We start from the raw sequence: 18,438 nt of genomic DNA, 5'->3' as shown, positions 1-18,438 counted from the left end.
GGCCGCCGGAGCAGAAAGCGAATGAGTGCACCGATCGCCGCGTCCACATCGACGCCCCTCGAGCGCGACGCGCGCATCGTGAACGCGCGCGAGCACCGCGTCGCCCCGGGCGAAATCGCGATCGGCGTGATCGTGGGGCGCACCAGCGAGTTCTTTGACTTCTTCGTCTATGCCATCGCCTCGGTGCTGGTGTTCCCGTCGCTGATCTTTCCGTTCGCCGATCCGCTGACCGGCACGCTCTATTCGTTCGGGTTGTTCGCGCTCGCCTTCATGGCCCGGCCGATCGGCTCGCTGATATTCATGTGGATCGACCGCAACCACGGCCGCGGCGTGAAGCTCACCATCGCATTGTTCCTGCTCGGCGGTTCGACCATGTCGATCGCCTTCCTGCCCGGTTACGGGCAGATCGGCATCGCCGCGGTGTGGCTGCTCGCCTTATTCCGGCTCGGCCAGGGCGCGGCATTGGGCGGCGCGTGGGACGGCCTGCCCTCGCTGCTCGCGCTCAATGTGCCTCACGAGCGGCGCGGCTGGTACGCGATGATCCCGCAATTGGGAGCACCGCTGGGCCTGCTCGTCGCCTGCGGTCTGTTCGCCTTCTTCATGTCGACATTGTCGACCGAGGACTTCCTGTCCTGGGGCTGGCGCTATCCGTTCTTCGTCGCCTTCGCGATCAACGTCGTGGCGCTGTTCGCGCGGCTGCGGCTGGTGGCGACCCCCGAGTTCGAGAACCTGTTCGAATCGCGCGAGCTCCAGCCCGCACCCGTCGGCGAGACACTGCGCGAGGAAGGCCGCACCGTGATCCTCGGCGCCTTCGCTCCGCTCGCCAGCTTCGCGATGTTCCACCTCGTCACGGTGTTCCCGCTCTCCTGGGTGGCGCTCTACACCGGCGAGCCGCCCGTCCGCTTCCTGGTCATCGAGATGGTCGGCGCAGTGGTCGGCGTGCTCGCGATCATGGCCTCGGGCGTGATCGCCGATCGCGTCGGTCGCCGCGCGGTGCTCGGCGTATCGGCAGTGCTGATCGGCGCCTATAGCGGTTTCGCACCGCAGCTGCTCGGCGCCGGCGGCGCGGGCGAGACCGTCTATATGATCGCAGGCTTCGCTTTGCTCGGGCTTGCCTTCGGCCAATCCTCGGGCGCAGTGAACGGCAGCTTCTCGAGCCAACGGCGCTACACCGGCGCGGCGCTCACCTCTAACCTCGCCTGGCTGATCGGCGCGGGCTTCGCCCCGCTCGTCGCGCTCACCCTCGCCAGCCAGTTCGGGCTGTGGTCGGTCGGCGCCTATCTGCTCTCCGGCGCGATCTGCACCCTCGCGGCCCTGGGCATCAACAAGGAATGGGGCCGCAAGGCGGACTAGGCTGGGAAGCCTGTCCAAGCTGATTTTTGATTAACAGGCCGGCCTCTCTTCTTCGTCATCCCCGCGAAAGCGGGGATCCATCTCCGACAGTTTCCACAAACGCACCGGTGCATTTTGCCGCTCGTTCAGGAGATGGGTCCCCGCTTTCGCGCGGATGACGCATTTTTTTGGACATGAGTCCTCAACCTGGTCCACGCACGCTCAGGCGGGCTGCAGGTTCACCGCACGCGGTTCCGCGGGTGGCAGGCCGGCGCTCTTCTCCTGGACCATCAGTTCCTGCTTCCGCGCCAGCATCGCGTCGCGCAGCGCGACTAGGTCGACATCGGTCTTGCGGCACTGGGCGAACATGCCCTCGCCGCGCATCTCTTCCTCATGAACATGGTGCTGTATCTCTTCGGAGAGCACCTTGACCTTGGCGTCGTAGAATTCGTCGCCGGGGCTCCCCGCCTCGATATCGTTGATCAGGATCTTGGCGCCGTCATGCTCGACATAGGCCTCGTCGAGCGTATCGCCTTCGATCTTGCCCTTGAAGGCGGGGTAGAAGATCTCCTCCTCGATCGCGGTGTGGATCTTGAGCTCGACGCAGATCTGGTGCGCGAGCTTCCGCTTGGCCGCCGATTCGCTCGTGCTTTCATAGCGTTCGAACAGTTCCTCGACCTTGCGATGGTCCGCCTTCAGCAGGGCAATCGCGTCGGTATATTCCTGATCCGGCATGGAAATTCTCCCGTTTGATGTCGAGCATTGCAAAGCGTCATCGGCGCGCAAGTTCCCGCTGCGAATCAATCGCAAGACCGCCGCAGCATCCCGGTGCCCAGATTTTCGCGCGAGTAGCGAGCCGGCGACGGGCCCGGTTCTATAATGGAGTGAATGGGCTCCATTTGTATGAGCTGTCGGGAGTGTAAGCGTGTCGACAGGACTGGATGCGGTGTCGTCGCCTTCATCCCTTCCCTCTGCTGATCGTGTCGCTTGCCACCAGCCCCGATCTGGCGGTTCGAAGCTCGGCGGCCTGAAGCTCGAGGCGATCGTATTCGTCCTGCTCGTCGCGACCTTTGCCGCTGTCCTTTTCAAGAACACGATCGTCGACCGCCACATGGCGATCCGCCCCTCCCTGGTCGCTCAACTACCTGTCTATTCCTACAGCGATCAAACCTCCGGCGGCGCCTCGATCGCAACCTCGATTGCGTCGCAGCCACTCAAATGGTCGTGCGAGATCAAGCCGGGCTACGCCTATCCCTTTTGCGGCTATGGCCTGATCCTGGACAAGCGCAACACCGGCTCAGGCCGTGATCTGTCGCGGTTCAGCAAAGTCACGCTCGTGATCGACTATCGGGGTGCGTCCGAAACACTCAAGCTCGCCCTCAAGAACCGCAGGATGCGCGACGGCAAGCCGGTCGCCGACGAGGACGCCCAGCCGAACGCGATAGAATTCAAGGTGGTGCCGGGTCGCCAGACCATCGAGCTGCAGCTTGCCGACGCCGTGGTCGAGCCCTGGTGGATAGAGGCGCATCAGCAAGCCAATCCTTTGGCGAGCACGCCGATGATCGACAATGTCGTCGCCATCGACTTGCAGACGGGTCCGGACGCGAGGCCCGGCCACCACGAATTCGAGGTCGAATCCCTGGACTTCGACGGCAGCGTGCTTTCGACCGAGCAATGGTATCTGCTGATCCTCGGCATCTGGACGACGCTGGCCGCATTGCTTCTCGTCTATCGGGTGCTGAGCCTGAAAAGGCACATGGCGGCGCGGCAGGAACAGCACATCGCCGAGGCGCGGATGATGGAGACGGCACGGGCCGCGGCAGAAAGCGCCAGTCATGCCAAATCGCGGTTCCTGGCGAACATGAGCCACGAACTCCGCACTCCGCTCAATGCGATCCTCGGCTATGCGCAGATCCTGCGATCGGCGGATTTGGGCGAGCGGCACCAGGGGGCCGCGGGAACGATCCAGGAAAGCGGCGAGCATCTGTTGTCGCTCATTACCGACATTCTCGATCTGTCGAAGATCGAAGCGGGCAAGGTCGAGATCACCGCCGTGCCGTTCGACGTGAGGGCGATGGTGCGCAGCGTCGCCGAGATGACGCGCCTGCGCGCGGAGGAGAAGCGCCTGCACTTCGGGTGGTCGATCGCTCCCGACGTGCCCGCGGGGATCGAAGGCGACGAAAAGCATCTGCGGCAGGTGCTGATCAATCTCCTCGGCAACGCCGTGAAGTTCACGCACTCGGGTCAAGTCATGTTCCTGCTCGGCGTCGTCGAACAGGCGAGCGGCGACGTGCGGCTGAGGTTCGAGGTCCGGGACACCGGACAGGGTATCGCCGCGGATGCTCTCGACCGCGTGTTCGAGGCATTCGAGCAGGCCGGTACCGCCGGAACCCGCGCGAACGGCACCGGGCTCGGGCTCAGCATCAGCCAGCAGCTGATCACGCGGATGGGGAGCCGGATCGAAGCCGAAAGCCGCGAGGGCGAAGGCAGCCGCTTCTGGTTCGACCTGGCGCTGCCGCTCGCGGATCGCGGATTGCTGACCACATGCGCGTCGGAGGGGCATTCGAACGGCCTGCCCGCGCAGGAGCCCGCGCGCGGCGCTTTCTCCACGCCCGCCGTGCCTCCGCCTGCGTTGCTGGAGCCGCTTCTCGCCCCGGCGCGCGCAGGCAGCATGCGAGCGGTTTGCGTCGAGGCGAAGCGATTGATCGTGCGCAGCCCGGAATATGCGGATTTTGGAGCGCATATCCTCGAACTTGCACGCGGCTACCAGTCCGCCGCGGTGCTCGACGTGATCGAGCGCCACCTCAACGAAAGTGTAGAAGCGTGAGCAATCTCGACGCGTCCTTCCGTTCGGCGAAGGAGACGATCCTGATCGTCGACGACAATCCCGTGAACCTGGGCGTGGTGGTCGGCCATCTCGAAGCCCAGGGCTATGAGGTACTCGTCGCCCTCGGCGGAGAGGAAGCGCTCGCGCGGGCCGAATATGCCTGCCCCGATCTCATCCTTCTCGACGTGATGATGCCCCAGATGGACGGATTCGAGACGTGCCGCCGGCTGAAGGCGAATCCGGCGACGGGGGACATTCCGGTCATCTTCATGACGGCACTTGGCGACGTGCGCGACAAGGTCGCGGCATTCGACGCCGGCGGCGTGGATTATGTGCCCAAGCCGTTTCACTTCGAGGAATTGCTCGCGCGCATCTCGACTCATCTGGCGCTGCGCTCGGCCCGGCAACGCCTTGCGCTGCAGAACAGCGTGCTCGAGCAGGAGATCGTCGCGCGCACGAAGACGGAGACGGCGCTGCGCGCATCGGAGCAGAATTATCGCCGCCTGTTCGAGACAGCAGGCGACGGCATCCTGCTGCTGGACATCGACTCCGGACAGATCACGGACGCGAACCCCCGCCTTCTCGCGATGGTGGGTCAAACGCGGGAAGTGCTGGCGGGGCGGAATATCCGGTCGGTTCCGGAATTCGCGGAGCTCGCCGATGTCGCCGCGCTGGCGGAGCTGGAACGCTCGGGCGCGCTGCATCGCGACGATCTGTCGATCGGCGCTGCCGACGGCTCGCACGTGTTCGTCGATCTGCTCGCCTCGACTTGCGAAGCGGCGGGTCGCAGAATGGCGCAGTTCAACCTTCGCGACATCAGCGAACGCAAACAGTCCGAGGCGCGCATTCGTTACCTTGCGCTGCACGACGCGCTCACCGGGCTGCCGAATCGCATCATGTTCTTCGACCGCCTGAGCAGCGAGCTCGCCCGGGCAAGGCGCAGCGGTGGCGCTAGTGCGCTCCTCGTGATCGACCTCGATCATTTCAAGCAGGTCAACGACAGTCTCGGCCACCTGGTCGGCGATCAATTGCTCGAAGTCGTTTCCGATCGCCTCCTCCAATGCCTTCGCGACACCGACACTGCGGCGCGCCTGGGTGGCGACGAGTTCGTGATCGCGCTGTCGGACATCGGCACCCGCGAACGGGCCGAGGAAGTGGCGGAGCGGATCCTCGCCGCCCTTGCCGAGCCTTTCGAACTCGAAGGACAGCGCGCCCATGTCTCCGCGAGCATCGGCATCAGCCTGTTTCCCGAGGACGGGGATAGTCCGCGTGCGCTGCTTCAGGCGGCCGACACCGCGATGTACGGTGCCAAGAAGGATGGCCGCAACACCTGCCGGCGCTACACGCATGAACTGAATGTGCCCGGAGAGCGCTGGCGCATGTTGTCGCAGGACGTGCACGGCGCCTGCGCCCGGGGCGAGTTCGAAGTCTATTATCAACCACAGATATCGCTCGCCCACGGTCATGTCGTCGGGGTCGAAAGCCTGCTCCGGTGGAACCATCCGGGCGAAGGCCTGATCTCGCCGATCGTGTTCATTCCGCTGCTCGAGGAACGCGGGCTGATGGTGGAAGTCGGCAGTTGGGTCCTGCGGGAGGCCTGCCGCCAGAATGCCGCATGGCAGGCGCTCGGGATCGCCCCCATCCGGATCGCAGTGAACGTCTCCGCCCAACAATTCTATCGTGGCGATCTCGTCCGGACGGTTCGCGACGCGCTCGCCGAATCGGGCCTCGCCCCTTGTTGGCTCGAACTGGAGCTGACCGAGAGCCTCACGCTCGACGACACCGATGCGACGCTGCGGATCATGAGGGAGCTCAAGGAGCTCGGCATCGCGCTGTCGCTCGACGACTTCGGGACCGGCTGGTCCGCATTGGGATATCTGAGCCGCTTCCCGCTCGACCGGATCAAGATCGACCGGACCTTCGTGCGCGACATGGAGACCGACGGCGGCACCGCGGCGATCGTGCAAAGCATCCTCGATCTCGCGCGCACGCTCGGCCTCGACTGCGTCGCCGAGGGTGTCGAGACCGAACAACAACGCGCTCGCCTCGCCAGGGGAGCATGTCCCAACATGCAGGGCTTCCTGTTCAGCGAGCCGGTACGCGCAAGCGAGATGCTGCGCATCCTCGAACCTCGCGAGGGCGACGAAAGCGCTCCGCTTTCGCTACGGAAGCATAGCTGCACCTAGGAAATGGTGCCCCTGGCCGGACTCGAACCAGCATGCCTTGCGGCAACCGATTTTGAGTCGGTCGCGTCTACCAATTTCGCCACAGGGGCAGCGAGCGGGTGTGGCTAGACGAAGGGCGCCCCGGCCGCAAGATGGTGCGTGCGGCTCAATTCCGCGGCGCCTGGCGCCGATAGCTCAGCGCCTCGGCGACATGGATGCGGCCGACGCCTTCCGCACCGGCGAGATCGGCGATGGTTCGCGCCACGCGGAGCACCCTCGTATAGCCGCGCGCCGACAGCCGCATCGCTTCGGCCGCCTGGGCCAGCAGCTTGCGGCCGGGCTCGTCTGGCGTCGCGAATTCAGCCAGCACCTCGCCCTCGGCCTCGGCATTGGTGCGCGCCGCCACGTCGCGGTAGCGCGCCATCTGGACCGCGCGTGCCCCGGCGACGCGCGCGCCCACTTCGGCCGATCCTTCCGCCGGCGGCGGCAGCACCAGATCGGCGGCGCTCACCGGCTGCACCTCGATATGAAGGTCGATCCGGTCGAGCAGCGGCCCCGACACCTTGGCCTGATAATCGGCGGCGCATTTCGGTGCGCGTGCGCAGGCGAGCGCCGGATCGCCGAGATGTCCGCAGCGGCACGGGTTCATCGCCGCGATCAGCTGGACGCGCGCCGGAAAGGTGACATGCGCATTGGCCCGTGCGACGCTGACTACCCCCGCCTCGAGCGGCTGGCGCAGCGAATCGAGCACGGCGCGCTGGAACTCAGGCAGCTCGTCGAGGAACAGCACGCCGAGATGCGCGAGACTCACTTCGCCCGGCTTTACCTTGAGCCCGCCGCCGGTGAGCGCCGCCATCGACGCCGAATGGTGCGGGCTGCGGAACGGCCGCGTCCGCGTCAATCGTCCGCCCGACAGCGTCCCTGCGACCGACGCCACCATCGAGACTTCGAGCGCCTCCGCGGCGTCGAGCGGCGGCAATATCCCCGGCAGGCAGGATGCGAGCAGCGACTTGCCCGCTCCCGGCGGCCCGACCATGATCATGTTGTGCCCGCCCGCGGCCGCTATCTCTAGCGCACGCTTGGCGGTCTCCTGACCCTTCACCTGCGCGAGATCCGGGCCATAGCCGGGCATGTCCATCTCGCCCGCGGGTGCGGCGGGCAGCAATTGGTTGCCCTTGAAATGGTTGAGCAGTCCGATCAGGTCGGGCGCCGCGACCACTTCGATCGAGCCCGCCCAGGCCGCCTCGGGCCCTTGCGACGCGGGGCAGACCAGCCCCTTGCCCTCCTCCGACGCATGCAATGCCGCGAGCAGCACGCCCGGCGACGGCGCGACCCGGCCGTCGAGCCCGAGCTCGCCCACCACGACATAGCCCGACAGCGTCTCGGCATCGGCCACGCCCATCGCAGCGAGCAGCGCCAGCGCGATCGGCAGATCGAAATGCGCGCCTTCCTTGGGCAAATCGGCGGGCGAGAGATTGAGGATGATCCGCTTGGGCGGCAGCGCCAGACCGATCGCCGCGATCGCCGCACGCACGCGTTCGCGGCTTTCGGCGACTGCCTTGTCGGGCAATCCGACGACCACGAAGCTGGGCAGGCCCGCGACGAGATTGCACTGCACCTCGACCGCGCGTGCCTCCAGCCCCAGATAGGCCACCGTCGAAACGCTCGCGATCATCTGGCTTCCCCCCGCCCTGTTCTTACCGGCTTTCGTCCGGGATGGAACAGAACTGATCCGAATCGGGGAGATCGGCGATCCGCATATTCGAACGGGCGATACTTGGCAGCGCCCGCCCCCGTTCCCACATCCGGTGTAATGGCGAACTCACACACCCGCCCCCACCTGTTCCGCACTGCTCTGGTCGTGCTGGGATTCGCGATCATGGCGGCATCGCCGCTGGTCGGGATCATCCCTGGCCCCGGCGGGATCCTCGTCTTCGCGGCCGGGCTGGTGCTCGTGCTGAAGAATGCGACATGGGCGCGCCGTCACTTCGCGCGGCTCAAGCGGCGCTGGCCGCGCTTCGGCCACTATAGCGACATGGCGCTGCGCCGCCGGAGCTTTCGCCGACGGCAGCAACGTGCCAAAGAGGCGGCGGAGGCCGAAGCGGAAGCCGCGCTCCTCGGTTTTCCCGCAGACCCGCGTTGACTTCGGCGACTCTCCTCGATATGGGCACCCGACACGCGGCCGCTCCTGTAGCGGCCCTTTTACGTTCTAGATTACCGAGGATGAGCGATGAAGCGGACCTTTCAGCCGAGCAACCTGGTGCGTGCGCGCCGGCACGGCTTCCGCAGCCGGATGGCGACCGTCGGCGGCCGCAACGTGATCCGTGCCCGCCGCGCCCGCGGCCGCAAGAAGCTGTCGGCCTAACCGCCGTACCGCTCGCGCGGCTCACCGAGCGCAAGCACTATCTCGCCGCCAATGCGGGGAAGCGGGCACCCATGCCCGGCTTCGTCCTGCTCGTGCGTGCGCGCGACGATGCCGATTCGACAATGCGAATCGGTATTACCGTATCCAAAAAAGTCGGCAACGCGGTGGTGCGCAATCGCATGAAGCGCCGCTTCCGCGCGCTCGCGCGTGAGGTTTTGCCCGAATCGGGAATTCCGGGCGCCGATCATGTCCTGATCGGCCGCAACAGCGGGATCGAGCGCGATTATGCCGATCTCAAGGCCGAACTGGCCAAGGCATTGGCGAGACTCGCCCGATGATCTTCCACTTTTCCGTCACCCCCGCGAAAGCGGGGGCCCATCTCCTGCAGATGCCAGAAATCCCACAGCCGTGGGAAGCGCGGATGGCCGCGGAGATGGGCCCCCGCTTTCGCGGGGGTGACGTTTATTGTTGGAGGATGGCGACATGCTAGCGCGTCTTCTCATCCTCATTGCTCGGGGCTGGCAGCTCGGCCCCTCGCTCATCCTGCCGCCCAGCTGCCGCTACGCGCCCAGCTGTTCGGCCTATGCAATCGAGGCGCTCCGCCGCTATGGAGCGCTCAAGGGCGGCTGGCTGGCCGCAAGGCGCATCCTGCGCTGCCATCCATGGGGCGGGCACGGCTACGATCCCGTGCCATGACGGACTTTCCGGGGACTATTCGGTGAAACACGACCAAAAGAATTTCGTGATCTTTGCAGTGCTGGCCGCACTGATCCTGTTCGGCTGGCCGCAGATCGCACACTGGATCTTCCCGCAGCAGCAGCCCGCGCCGGTCACGATCGAGGGCGGCAAGACCAAGGTCGTCTCAAATCCCGGCGCCGATCCCGCCGGCGATTCGCCCAAGGCGCTGCGCGATCGCCAGATCGTGCTCGCCGAGACGCCGCGCGTGGCGATCGAAACGCCCAAGCTGCGCGGCTCGATCAACCTCAAGGGCGCGCGCCTCGACGATCTCGTCCTCAGCCAATATGCCGAGACCGTCGCCAAGAATTCGCCGCCGATCCGCCTACTCTCGCCGGGCGGCGCCAAGGGTGCCTATTTCGCGCAGTTCGGGTGGCAGGGTGCGGGCGTCGCGGCTCCAGGTCCCGACACGGTGTGGCAGGCCAGCGGCACCAGGCTGACTCCCACCACCCCGGTCACGCTCACTTCGCAGAGCCCGACGGGCCAGCTGTTCCGCATCGAACTGTCGGTCGACGACAACTATATGTTCAACATCCGCCAGACGGTGGCGAATGTCGGCACCACGCCGGTGTCGGTCACGCCCTTCGCACTCGTCTCGCGCGCCGAGCGTTCGGTCGATCCCGATCAATGGGCCGCGCATGTCGGCCCGATCGCAATCTCCCAAGGGGCGGCGAACTACGTCAACTGGAAGGACGTCGAAGGGACGCCGCAGCAATTCAGCACCACCGGCGGCTGGGTCGGCTATACCGATCATTACTGGCTGACCGCATTGGTCCCCGATCAGCGCGTGCCCGTCCAGCTCCAGCAACGCGGCGAGACCGGCAAGGCCTATCAGGCCGATTACCGCCTGTCCGAGCCGCTCAACCTCGTGCCGGGCAAGAAGGTCACCTACAACAGCCGCTTCTTCGCCGGCGCGAAGGAAGTGAAGCTCCTCGATAAATATGAGAACGAGCAGGGCATCGTGCAGTTCGATCGCGCGATCGACTGGGGCTGGTACGGCATCATCGAGCAGCCGATCTTCTATTATCTCGACTGGCTGTTCCGCCTCGTCGGCAATTTCGGCGTCGCGATCATCCTGCTGACGATCACGATCCGCTTGCTGCTCTTCCCGATCGCGCAGCGCCAGTTCGCCTCGATGGCGGCGATGCGGGCGGTCCAACCGAAGATGAAGGCGCTGCAGGAACGCTACAAGGACGACAAGCAGCGCCAGCAGCAGGAGATCATGAAGCTGTACAAGGAGGAGAAGGTCAATCCGCTCGCCGGCTGCCTTCCGATCGTGATCCAGATTCCGATCATGTTCGCATTGTACAAGGTGCTGCTGCTCACGATCGAAATGCGCCACCGGCCCTTCGTCGGATGGATCCAGGATCTCTCGGCGCCCGATCCGCTGACGCCGCTCAACCTGTTCGGGCTGCTCGCCTTTACGCCCCCGCACTTCATCGCGATCGGCGTAATCCCGATCCTGCTCGGCATCTCGATGTACTTCCAGTTCAAGCTCAACCCGGCGCCGATGGACGATATGCAGAAGCAGATCTTCAGCATCATGCCGTGGATGATGATGTTCCTGATGGCGCCATTCGCGGTGGGCCTGCAGGTCTACTGGATCACGTCGAACGTGCTGACGATCGCCCAGCAATGGCTGCTCTATCAGCGGCATCCGTCGCTCAAGGAGCCGATCAAGAAGGAAGCGAAGGCGAAGTGAGCGGCTTCGACGACGATCAGGTCGAGGCCGCGCGAAAGATTTTCGCCGGCCCGATCGCCTTCCTGAAATCGGCGCCCAAGCTCGAGCATCTGCCGAACCCGGTGGTGCCCGAGGTCGCGTTCGCCGGCCGCTCGAACGTGGGCAAATCGTCGCTGCTCAACGCGCTCGCCAACCGCAACGGCCTCGCGCGCACGTCGAACACGCCCGGCCGCACGCAGGAACTCAACTTCTTCGATGTCGGCGATCCGCTCAGGTTCCGCCTCGTCGACATGCCCGGCTATGGCTTCGCCAAGGCGCCCAAGGACATGCAGCGCCAATGGCGCTATCTGGTGAACGACTTTCTGCGCGGCCGCGATGTGCTCAAGCGCGCATTGGTGCTGATCGACTCGCGCCACGGCATCAAGGACGTCGACAACGATATCCTCGACATGCTCGACGCCGCCGCGGTGAGTTACCGGATCGTTCTGACCAAGACCGACAAGATCAAGGCGACCGAACTCGCCGAGGTCCGCGAACGCACCGAGGCCGAGGCGCGGAAGCGCCCGGCAGCGCATCCGGAGATCATCGCCACGTCGAGCGAAAAGGGCATGGGCCTCCCCGAGCTGCGCGCCGCGGTGCTGGAGGCGGTGGGTTGAGCCCTGCGAGGCCGCGTCTCGCCGGCCTCGACATTTTCCGCGGGCTCGCGGTCGCGGGGATGATCCTCGTCAACACGCCGGGCAGCTGGTCGCATCTCTGGTGGCCGCTCGATCACGCCGAATGGCATGGCTGGACGCCGACCGATCTCGTCTTTCCCGCCTTCCTCTTCGCGGTCGGCGTGGCGCTCGCTTTGTCCTTTCCGCGCAAGATCGATGGCGCGATTTGGTTGAAGATCGCGCGGCGCACCGTGCTGCTCATCGCGATCGGCTGGGGGCTCCAGCTCCTCGCCCGCCCCGAATTTGCCACCTTCCGCTTCCCCGGCGTTCTCCAGCGGATCGGGCTCTGCTACGCGCTCGCGGCGAGCATCGCGATCCTCACTGCGTCGAGACAAATGGAAGGCCGCCGCGCGCTTGGCCCGGCTGCGATCCTCACCACGGCACTGGCAGCATTGCTGCTCTACTGGGCTTTACTCGCCTTCGTGCCGGTCCCTGGCCATGGCGCGGGCCAGCTCAGCCCCGAAGGCAATCTCACCGGCTTCGTCGATCGCGCGGTGTTCACCACCGCGCATATCTGGCGCGGCGGCACCGATGCCGCGGGGAATGTCGTCTACGACCCCGAAGGCCTGCTCTCGACGATATCCGCACTCGCCAATGTGCTGTTCGGCATGCTCGCCGCGATCGCGTGGCAGCGCGAACCGGCGCGGGCGACCTTGCGGATTGCGCTTGCGGGCGCGGCGCTCGTCGCGGTGGGGCTGCTCCTCCACCCCATTCTGCCGATCAACAAGAAGCTATGGACCAGCAGCTTCGCGATCTTCACCTCGGGAGCGTCCGCATTGCTCCTCGCCTTCTGCATGGCAGCGACCAGAAAAGGCGTGCCCCGCCTGCTCGCCCCGCTCCACATGCTCGGTATGAATGCGATCCTCGGTTATATCCTGTCGGTGCTCGTCGGCATCGCCGGCTTCCGTCTGTTCGTCGGCGGCCGGAGCGTCCAGGACTGGGGCTTCGCGCGGCTGAGCGCCCTGATCCCGGATCCCTATGCCGCCTCCTTCGCTTATGCCCTGATCGCACTCGCGCTCGTTCTCGCAGCGCTCGTGCCGTTCCACCGTCGCGGGATCCATCTCCGGCTGTGACGGCGCTGCCCAGGTCCATGGGACGGCGTGAGACCTAGGTTCAACTACTTATACTTGCACGCAAAACCCGCAGCGCCGCCATTCCTGCCTAAAATGGATCAGTGATCCTCTCGCTGCGCCCTTTGACCTCCCGTCTCGCCCGCGCCGTTTACGGCCGCTGGGTGGCGCTGCCCGAGGAACTGGTACGCATCCAGATAGTGTCGGTATCGCGCGGCTTCCCGTTCACCTTCGCGATGTCGGTGATCGTCAGCATCGGGATGCTGGCGATGTCCCACGATGCCGATTACCTGCCGGTCCGCATCGCCGCGCTCGTGCTCCATCTCGGCATCCTCAGCGGGTTTCTGGTCCGCTACATTCGCCAGCAGGCACGCGGCTGGCACGTCGCCAGCTCGCGGCATGCGGTTCACCTGTCGGCCGCGCAAGGCTGCCTCGCCGCTTTCGGCTGGATGGTGTTCCTCGGCACCTGCGGGCTGGGCGCGGCCGATAGCCAGCTCATCGTGGTGGTCGCGGTGATCGCCGGCGTCACCGCGGTCGGCGCGCTGCGCTACGCCGCGTTGCCGCCCGCGAGCCTCGCGTTCCTGGTCACCGCCAATCTGGTCAGCTTCGTCTTTGCGATCCTGTGGAAACTGCCGACCGGCATGTCGGTGTTTCTCGGAGCGTACATCCTCCTGCTCGGCCGTTTCGTGCTCGAACAGTCCGCCCTTGTCGCGCAGCAATATGAGCTGGGCCAGGCCCGCGCCGCCGCCGAGCACGAGCGCGACCTGCTTCGTACCGAGGCCCAGCGCGAGGAATGGCAGCGCCAGGCCGCCGCCGCCGAGGCGCGTACCCGCATGGAGGCCGCGAGCCGCTGCGCCCGCGACGACGAAGTGCGGCGCATCGCCGGTCAGTTCGAACAGATCTTCGTGCGCAACGTCACCGATCTCGCCGCCGCCGCCGATCGGACGCGCCAGTCCGCCGAGCTGCTGGTGCTGAGCGCCCGCACCTCGCAGGATCAGGTTCACGGCATCGTCGGCCACATCAGCAAGGCCGATGACGGCGCCACGGTGCTGCTCGGCGAATCCGAGAATCTCGGCCATGCCCGCGCCGCGGTCGAGGCCAGTATCGCCGCGCAGGAAGCGACCACGGCACATCTGCACACGCTCTCCCTCGCCGCCGACGATCGCTTCGCGACCTTGGTCGATTTTGCCAGCAGCGCCGGCACCATCGCCGATCTGATCGCCGAGATCGCCGCGCGCACCAATCTGCTCGCCTTGAACGCCTCGATCGAGGCCGCGCGCGCAGGCGAGGCGGGCCGCGGCTTCGCGGTCGTCGCGCAGGAAGTGAAGGCGCTCGCCTCGCAGACCTCATTCGCGACCAGGGACATTCGCTGCCAGCTCGCGCAGATCACCGACGCGGTCACCTCCACCGCCACCATCGTCAGCGACATGCGTGCGAGCTTCGGCCGTATCACCGAAGGCGCCGGCGCGGTCGAGCAGGCGATGGCGCGGCAGGGTGACGTCATCCGCTCGATCCAGCGATATGCCGGCTCAGCCGCCGCACTCACTTCGAGCCTCCACGGCAGCGCCGCGATCGCCGAACATGCCGCTGGCGCCGCCGCCGGCGTCACAGAGGAACTGGGCGCGGTGACCACCGATCTGGTCGGCAAGACCGAGTTGCTGATGCGCGAGATGCGCAGTTTCGTCGCGACGCTCGCCGCCTGACTTCCCCGCTCCTGCGGCTCAGGCCGGGTTGTGCTTGGCCAGGAACGCCTCCAGCGCCTTCAGGAACTCCAGCCGGTCCTCGCTGCGCGAGAAATGATGATCGGCCTCGGGCTGCTCGATCCAGGTCACGTCCTTGCCCGCCGCCTTGAGCTTCTGCGCCATCACCCGCGAATGGACCGGCGGCACCACCCGATCCTTCTTGCCATGCACCAGCAGGATCGGAATCGAAAAATCGCTCGCGAGATTGAGCGGAGAAACGCTCTTCAGGTCCGGCGCCTGCATCTTGAGCCAGTCCTTCCGCGCGCCCGCGCCGAGGAAGTTGCGGTCGTGGCTGCTCATCCGGTTGAGATCCGAGACGCCGGCATAGGCCACTGCACAACGGTATAGCTTGCCGTCGCGCTGCGCCGCGCGCATCGCCGCATAGCCGCCATAAGAGGCACCGACCATGCAGACTCGCTTCGGATCGGCGATCCCCAATTTGGCGAGCTCGGCAACCGCATCGTTGAGGTCGTCCTGCATCGCCAGGCCCCATTGGCCGAGCCCCTTCTCGGTAAACGGCGTGCCATAGCCCGAAGAGCCGCGGTAATTGGGCTGGATCACTGCATAGCCGCGCTCGGCGAGGAACTGGGTCCACCAGTCCCATTCCTCCGTATCGCGCGCGAAGGGCCCGCCATGCGGCATCACGATCAGCGGCAAATTCGATTTCTTGCCGAACGGCAGCGTCAGCACCGCGGCGATCTCCAGCCCGTCGCGCGCCTTGTAGCGGATCGTACGCACGGGATGCATCCGCTTCATGCCGATCGTGCTGTTGTTCATCCTGAGGAGCTGCATCGAATCGTCGGCAGCGCGGTACAGGAAATAGGCGCCGGGGGCGTTTGCGCCGCCGACATGGACGATCGCCACGCTGCGATCGCGATTGAGCGAGACGATCCGCGGCTCGCCGCCCTTGATCTTGTCGGCAATCGTCTTTTGCATCGCCTCCATCGCCGGATCGGTCCAGCGGATGCCCCGCTTGTTCTCGTTCACATAGACGCCGACATAGTTGAAGCCGGTCTGGTCGCGCACCAACCCGCCGATGTCGTAGCCCTTGGTCGCGAAGAGCTGTTTGCCCCGCGTCAGCGTCGCGAGATCGAGCTCGTACAGCGCCGAATACCCCTCGCCATCGTCCGAGATCATCAGGCCCTTGCCCGGTTCCTTCAGGAACAGCGAAGGCACCGTTAGCGTGTCCTTGTGCGTGCGTGCGCGATCGATCGTCCTGAAGCTGTCCTTGCCGCTTTCACGGTACACTGCGCGGCGGGTGCGTCCGTCCAGCGACGATCCGATCCCCATCCGGATCGTGCCGCTGCCATCGGCATACCAGTCCCAGATCCCCTCGCGGCCGCGAAGCGCCAGCTTGCGCTTGCCGGTGGAGACGTCGATCTCGTCGACCTGCGGCCAGAAACCGGCATTGTTCGAATAGACCGACATCTGCGACGCCATCAGGATGCGCGGCGTCCCGTCGGTGGCGGTCCAGATCAGGTCGTCGGCATTCTGGGCGGCTTCGCGGCTCGACAGCAGGATCGTCTTGGTGCCGGTGGCGTTCACGCTCACCGCGCGCCGCACATAGAAGTCGTCGCCTTCGAACGGCTGCAATTCGCCGATGCCGAGCACCAGCCAATCGTCATTGACCCATTTCCACCAGTTGAGATCGGAATCTCCCAAGCCCACGAGGCGCGGCTTGCCGCCGTCGAGCGGGATGATCGCGAAATATTGGGTGCCGTTGACTGCGACCTTGGCGGCGATCGTGTTGCCATTGGGCGAAAGATCGGGGTCTTCGAAGGACGGGATTTCGGCGAAAACCGAAGTCTCCAGTGGCCCAGCCTTCTTTTCAGCCGCTTTCTCCGCCGGCTTGTCCGCCGTTTGCGCCCCTGCCGTTGCAGCGATCGCGACCAGCCCGCCCGCAACCAGCAGGCTCCACCCCCAACGCGACATCATTCCCCCTTCGATTCACGTGCCCCGGGTCGATGCTGTCGTTTTTTTCCTCCCGCCGCAAGCCGTTACGGTCAGGTTGCCGGCTGAAGCGTCCGCGCTTCGGTCCGCCCGCCCAGGATCGCCACCGCCGCGGCGAGACCGAACGCTCCGGCGATCAGGAAAGCGGGGGTATAGGTGCCGGTCCAGGCGCGGATCGCTCCCGCGCCGAACGCCGCGGTGGCCGCGCCCAATTGGTGGCCGACCATCACCCAGCCGAACACGATCGGCGCGTCGCGCTCGCCGAACGTCAAATTGGCGAGCTTCACCGTCGGCGGCACCGTCGCGATCCAGTCGAGCCCATAGAAGACCGCGAACAGGAACAGGCTGCCCGGGCCGAAATCGAGGAACGGCAGCGCCAGCAACGAGAGCCCGCGCAGGCCGTAATAGACGAACAGCAACTTCCGGGGATCATAGCGGTCGGTCAGCCAGCCGGAAGCAGTCGTGCCGATCAGGTCGAACAGTCCCATCAGCGAAAGTAGGCCCGCCGCAGCGACCGGCGCGATGCCGTGATCGCCGCAAAACGCGATCATGTGCGTGCCGACCAGCCCGTTGGTGGTCAGCCCGCAGACGAAGAAGGTGCCGAACAGGAGCCAGAACATCGGCGTCCGCGCGGCGCGGAACAGCGCCGTAAAGGCGAGACTCACGGTCGCAGCCTGCTTGAGCGGCGCCGGTGGCGGGGTATCCTCGGCCTCGCCGAAGCGGCGGACGCCCACGTCCTGCGGCCGCTCGGGCACGAACAGGAACACGAGCGGCAGCATCGTCGCGCTGGCGATCGACACGGCCAGCGCCACCGGGCGCCATGCCCCGCCCTCGGCCAGCCAGGCAAGCACCGGCAGGAACACCAGGGCGCCGGTCGCGGTGCTGGCGGTGAGCATCCCCATCACCAGCCCCTGCCGCGTCGCGAACCAGCGGTTGACCACCGCCGCGCCGAGCACCGACGCCACCGCGCCGCTGCCCACGCCCGAGATCACGCCCCAGCTCAGCACATATTGCCACGGCTCGGTCATCCACAGGCTGGCGAAGGTCGCCGATGCCATCAGCACCAGCCCGCCAAGCATCGTCCGCTTGATGCCGATCGACAGCATCAGCGCCGCCGCGAAGGGGCCGACGAATCCATAGAGCAATATTCCGATCGCCGCCGCCGCCGAGATCGTCGCGCGGTCCCAGCCGAAATGCTGTTCGAGCGGCAGCATCATCACGCCGGGCGCCGAACGCAGCCCCGCCGAGACCAGCAATGCCAGAAAGGTCACACCGACGACGATGCCGGCATAGCCCCCCGTCGAAACCGGCAGCCGCCGGAGCAGCGCCGTCATGCGTTCGCTCCCGGCGCGCGCTCGGCCAGTTCCGTCACCGCGCGCAGTGCCGCTTCCAGTTCCATCCACTTCTCCTCGCCCATCGCACCGACGATGCGCTCCTGCACCGCGTCCCAATCCGCCTCCGCGCCCTCGACCGCGGCGCGGCCTGTGGCCGTGAGCGACGCCAGTTTGGTCCGCCCCTCGCCGGCGGAAACGGTCACCCAGCCTCTGGTCTCGATGGGCGCAAGCGCGCGGTAGAGCGAGCTGCGGTCCATCGAGAGCTGCTCGGCGAGCCGGCTCAGCGGCAGCGGCTCGCCGCGCGCGATATGGCGCAGGAGCGAGAATTGCGCAGTGGTCATCCCATTGGCGGCAAGCGCGTCGTCATAGACACGCGCCACTGCCCGCGACGCCTTGCGGAGCGTGGTGCAGGCACAGGCGGAAGAAGTGGCCGGAGAATCATGATGCATATGCATGATGTATATGCATCATTCGAGTTGTTCAAGCGCGTCCATTGCCCCCGCTCCGTCGCGCCGCTATCCCGC

Annotated in this window: 15 protein-coding genes, 1 tRNA gene and 1 pseudogene; 11 read left to right on the top strand and 6 right to left on the bottom strand. The window is 66.0% G+C overall.

The genetic code is table 11. The features are described from left to right. Nucleotides 1-21: 21 nt before the first annotated feature. The gene (locus ASE13_RS05260) at nt 22-1,353 is read left to right on the top strand and encodes an MFS transporter (protein WP_056612383.1); all 1,332 of its coding nucleotides are present in this window, start codon (nt 22-24) and stop codon (nt 1,351-1,353) included. Nucleotides 1,354-1,554: 201 nt separating this feature from the next. Here the strand turns inward: ASE13_RS05260 and ASE13_RS05255 are convergent, their stop codons facing one another. Beyond that, on the bottom strand, nt 1,555-2,067 hold the full coding sequence (locus ASE13_RS05255; protein ID WP_056612381.1) for a hemerythrin domain-containing protein: 513 nt from the start codon (nt 2,065-2,067) through the stop codon (nt 1,555-1,557). 190 nt (nt 2,068-2,257) lie between these two features. Here ASE13_RS05255 and ASE13_RS05250 point away from each other — a divergent pair, with 190 nt between their 5' ends. Together ASE13_RS05250 and ASE13_RS05245 are read left to right on the top strand one after the other, a co-directional pair. Continuing rightward, nucleotides 2,258-4,159 carry a sensor histidine kinase gene (locus ASE13_RS05250; protein WP_082596379.1) on the top strand — a complete coding sequence of 634 codons (1,902 nt, stop codon included), beginning with the start codon at nt 2,258-2,260 and terminating at the stop codon, nt 4,157-4,159. After that, nucleotides 4,156-6,345, top strand: coding sequence for an EAL domain-containing protein (locus tag ASE13_RS05245; protein ID WP_056612378.1), 2,190 nt, complete (start codon nt 4,156-4,158; stop codon nt 6,343-6,345). Before ASE13_RS05250 ends, ASE13_RS05245 begins: the two co-directional genes overlap by 4 nt. A 4-nt stretch (nt 6,346-6,349) precedes the next feature. On the opposite strand, the gene ASE13_RS05240 is transcribed toward ASE13_RS05245, so the two are convergent. Together ASE13_RS05240 and ASE13_RS05235 are read right to left on the bottom strand one after the other, a co-directional pair. Next, nucleotides 6,350-6,434 (bottom strand) — tRNA-Leu (locus tag ASE13_RS05240). Nucleotides 6,435-6,490: 56 nt separating this feature from the next. Further along, nucleotides 6,491-7,999: a YifB family Mg chelatase-like AAA ATPase gene (locus tag ASE13_RS05235; protein ID WP_056612375.1), complete on the bottom strand. Its 1,509-nt coding sequence runs from the start codon at nt 7,997-7,999 to the stop codon at nt 6,491-6,493. A gap of 138 nt (nt 8,000-8,137) precedes the next feature. On the opposite strand from ASE13_RS05235, the gene ASE13_RS05230 reads away from it, so the two are divergent. From ASE13_RS05230 to ASE13_RS05195, 8 genes and pseudogenes are all read left to right on the top strand, one after another. Further along, nucleotides 8,138-8,467: a hypothetical protein gene (locus tag ASE13_RS05230; RefSeq protein WP_235536850.1), complete on the top strand. Its 330-nt coding sequence runs from the start codon at nt 8,138-8,140 to the stop codon at nt 8,465-8,467. An 87-nt stretch (nt 8,468-8,554) separates the two neighbouring features. After that, nucleotides 8,555-8,689 (top strand): 50S ribosomal protein L34, encoded by a 135-nt coding sequence (gene rpmH, locus ASE13_RS05225; RefSeq protein ID WP_029724273.1) that lies wholly within the window; start codon nt 8,555-8,557, stop codon nt 8,687-8,689. Nucleotides 8,690-8,715: 26 nt separating this feature from the next. Continuing rightward, nucleotides 8,716-9,027 (top strand): annotated as a pseudogene (gene rnpA, locus ASE13_RS05220) (ribonuclease P protein component); the annotation flags it as partial. A gap of 145 nt (nt 9,028-9,172) precedes the next feature. Beyond that, on the top strand, nt 9,173-9,385 hold the full coding sequence (gene yidD / locus ASE13_RS05215; protein WP_056612363.1) for a membrane protein insertion efficiency factor YidD: 213 nt from the start codon (nt 9,173-9,175) through the stop codon (nt 9,383-9,385). A 22-nt stretch (nt 9,386-9,407) separates the two neighbouring features. Further along, a complete protein-coding gene (yidC, locus tag ASE13_RS05210) occupies nt 9,408-11,126 on the top strand; it encodes a membrane protein insertase YidC (RefSeq protein ID WP_056612361.1) in 1,719 nt (572 codons plus the stop codon). After that, on the top strand, nt 11,123-11,761 hold the full coding sequence (gene yihA, locus ASE13_RS05205) for a ribosome biogenesis GTP-binding protein YihA/YsxC (RefSeq protein ID WP_056612358.1): 639 nt from the start codon (nt 11,123-11,125) through the stop codon (nt 11,759-11,761). Before yidC ends, yihA begins: the two co-directional genes overlap by 4 nt. Next, nucleotides 11,758-12,891: an acyltransferase family protein gene (locus tag ASE13_RS05200; protein WP_235536849.1), complete on the top strand. Its 1,134-nt coding sequence runs from the start codon at nt 11,758-11,760 to the stop codon at nt 12,889-12,891. Before yihA ends, ASE13_RS05200 begins: the two co-directional genes overlap by 4 nt. A 122-nt stretch (nt 12,892-13,013) precedes the next feature. Continuing rightward, on the top strand, nt 13,014-14,591 hold the full coding sequence (locus tag ASE13_RS05195; protein ID WP_156404742.1) for a methyl-accepting chemotaxis protein: 1,578 nt from the start codon (nt 13,014-13,016) through the stop codon (nt 14,589-14,591). An 18-nt stretch (nt 14,592-14,609) separates the two neighbouring features. On the opposite strand, the gene ASE13_RS05190 is transcribed toward ASE13_RS05195, so the two are convergent. The 3 genes from ASE13_RS05190 to ASE13_RS05180 form a co-directional block, all read right to left on the bottom strand. Further along, the gene (locus ASE13_RS05190; RefSeq protein ID WP_235536848.1) at nt 14,610-16,562 is read right to left on the bottom strand and encodes an alpha/beta hydrolase family protein; all 1,953 of its coding nucleotides are present in this window, start codon (nt 16,560-16,562) and stop codon (nt 14,610-14,612) included. A gap of 71 nt (nt 16,563-16,633) precedes the next feature. Beyond that, the gene (locus tag ASE13_RS05185) at nt 16,634-17,914 is read right to left on the bottom strand and encodes an MFS transporter (RefSeq protein ID WP_056612344.1); all 1,281 of its coding nucleotides are present in this window, start codon (nt 17,912-17,914) and stop codon (nt 16,634-16,636) included. Then, on the bottom strand, nt 17,911-18,363 hold the full coding sequence (locus ASE13_RS05180; protein ID WP_056612342.1) for a MarR family winged helix-turn-helix transcriptional regulator: 453 nt from the start codon (nt 18,361-18,363) through the stop codon (nt 17,911-17,913). The genes ASE13_RS05185 and ASE13_RS05180 overlap by 4 nt, the downstream gene beginning before the upstream one ends. Nucleotides 18,364-18,438 lie beyond the last annotated feature (75 nt).

It is taken from the genome of Sphingomonas sp. Root241 (assembly GCF_001428865.1).
Lineage (GTDB): Bacteria > Pseudomonadota > Alphaproteobacteria > Sphingomonadales > Sphingomonadaceae > Sphingomonas.
Note: the sequence above shows the minus strand (reverse complement) of the source record. Positions and strands in the feature narration are given on the sequence as shown.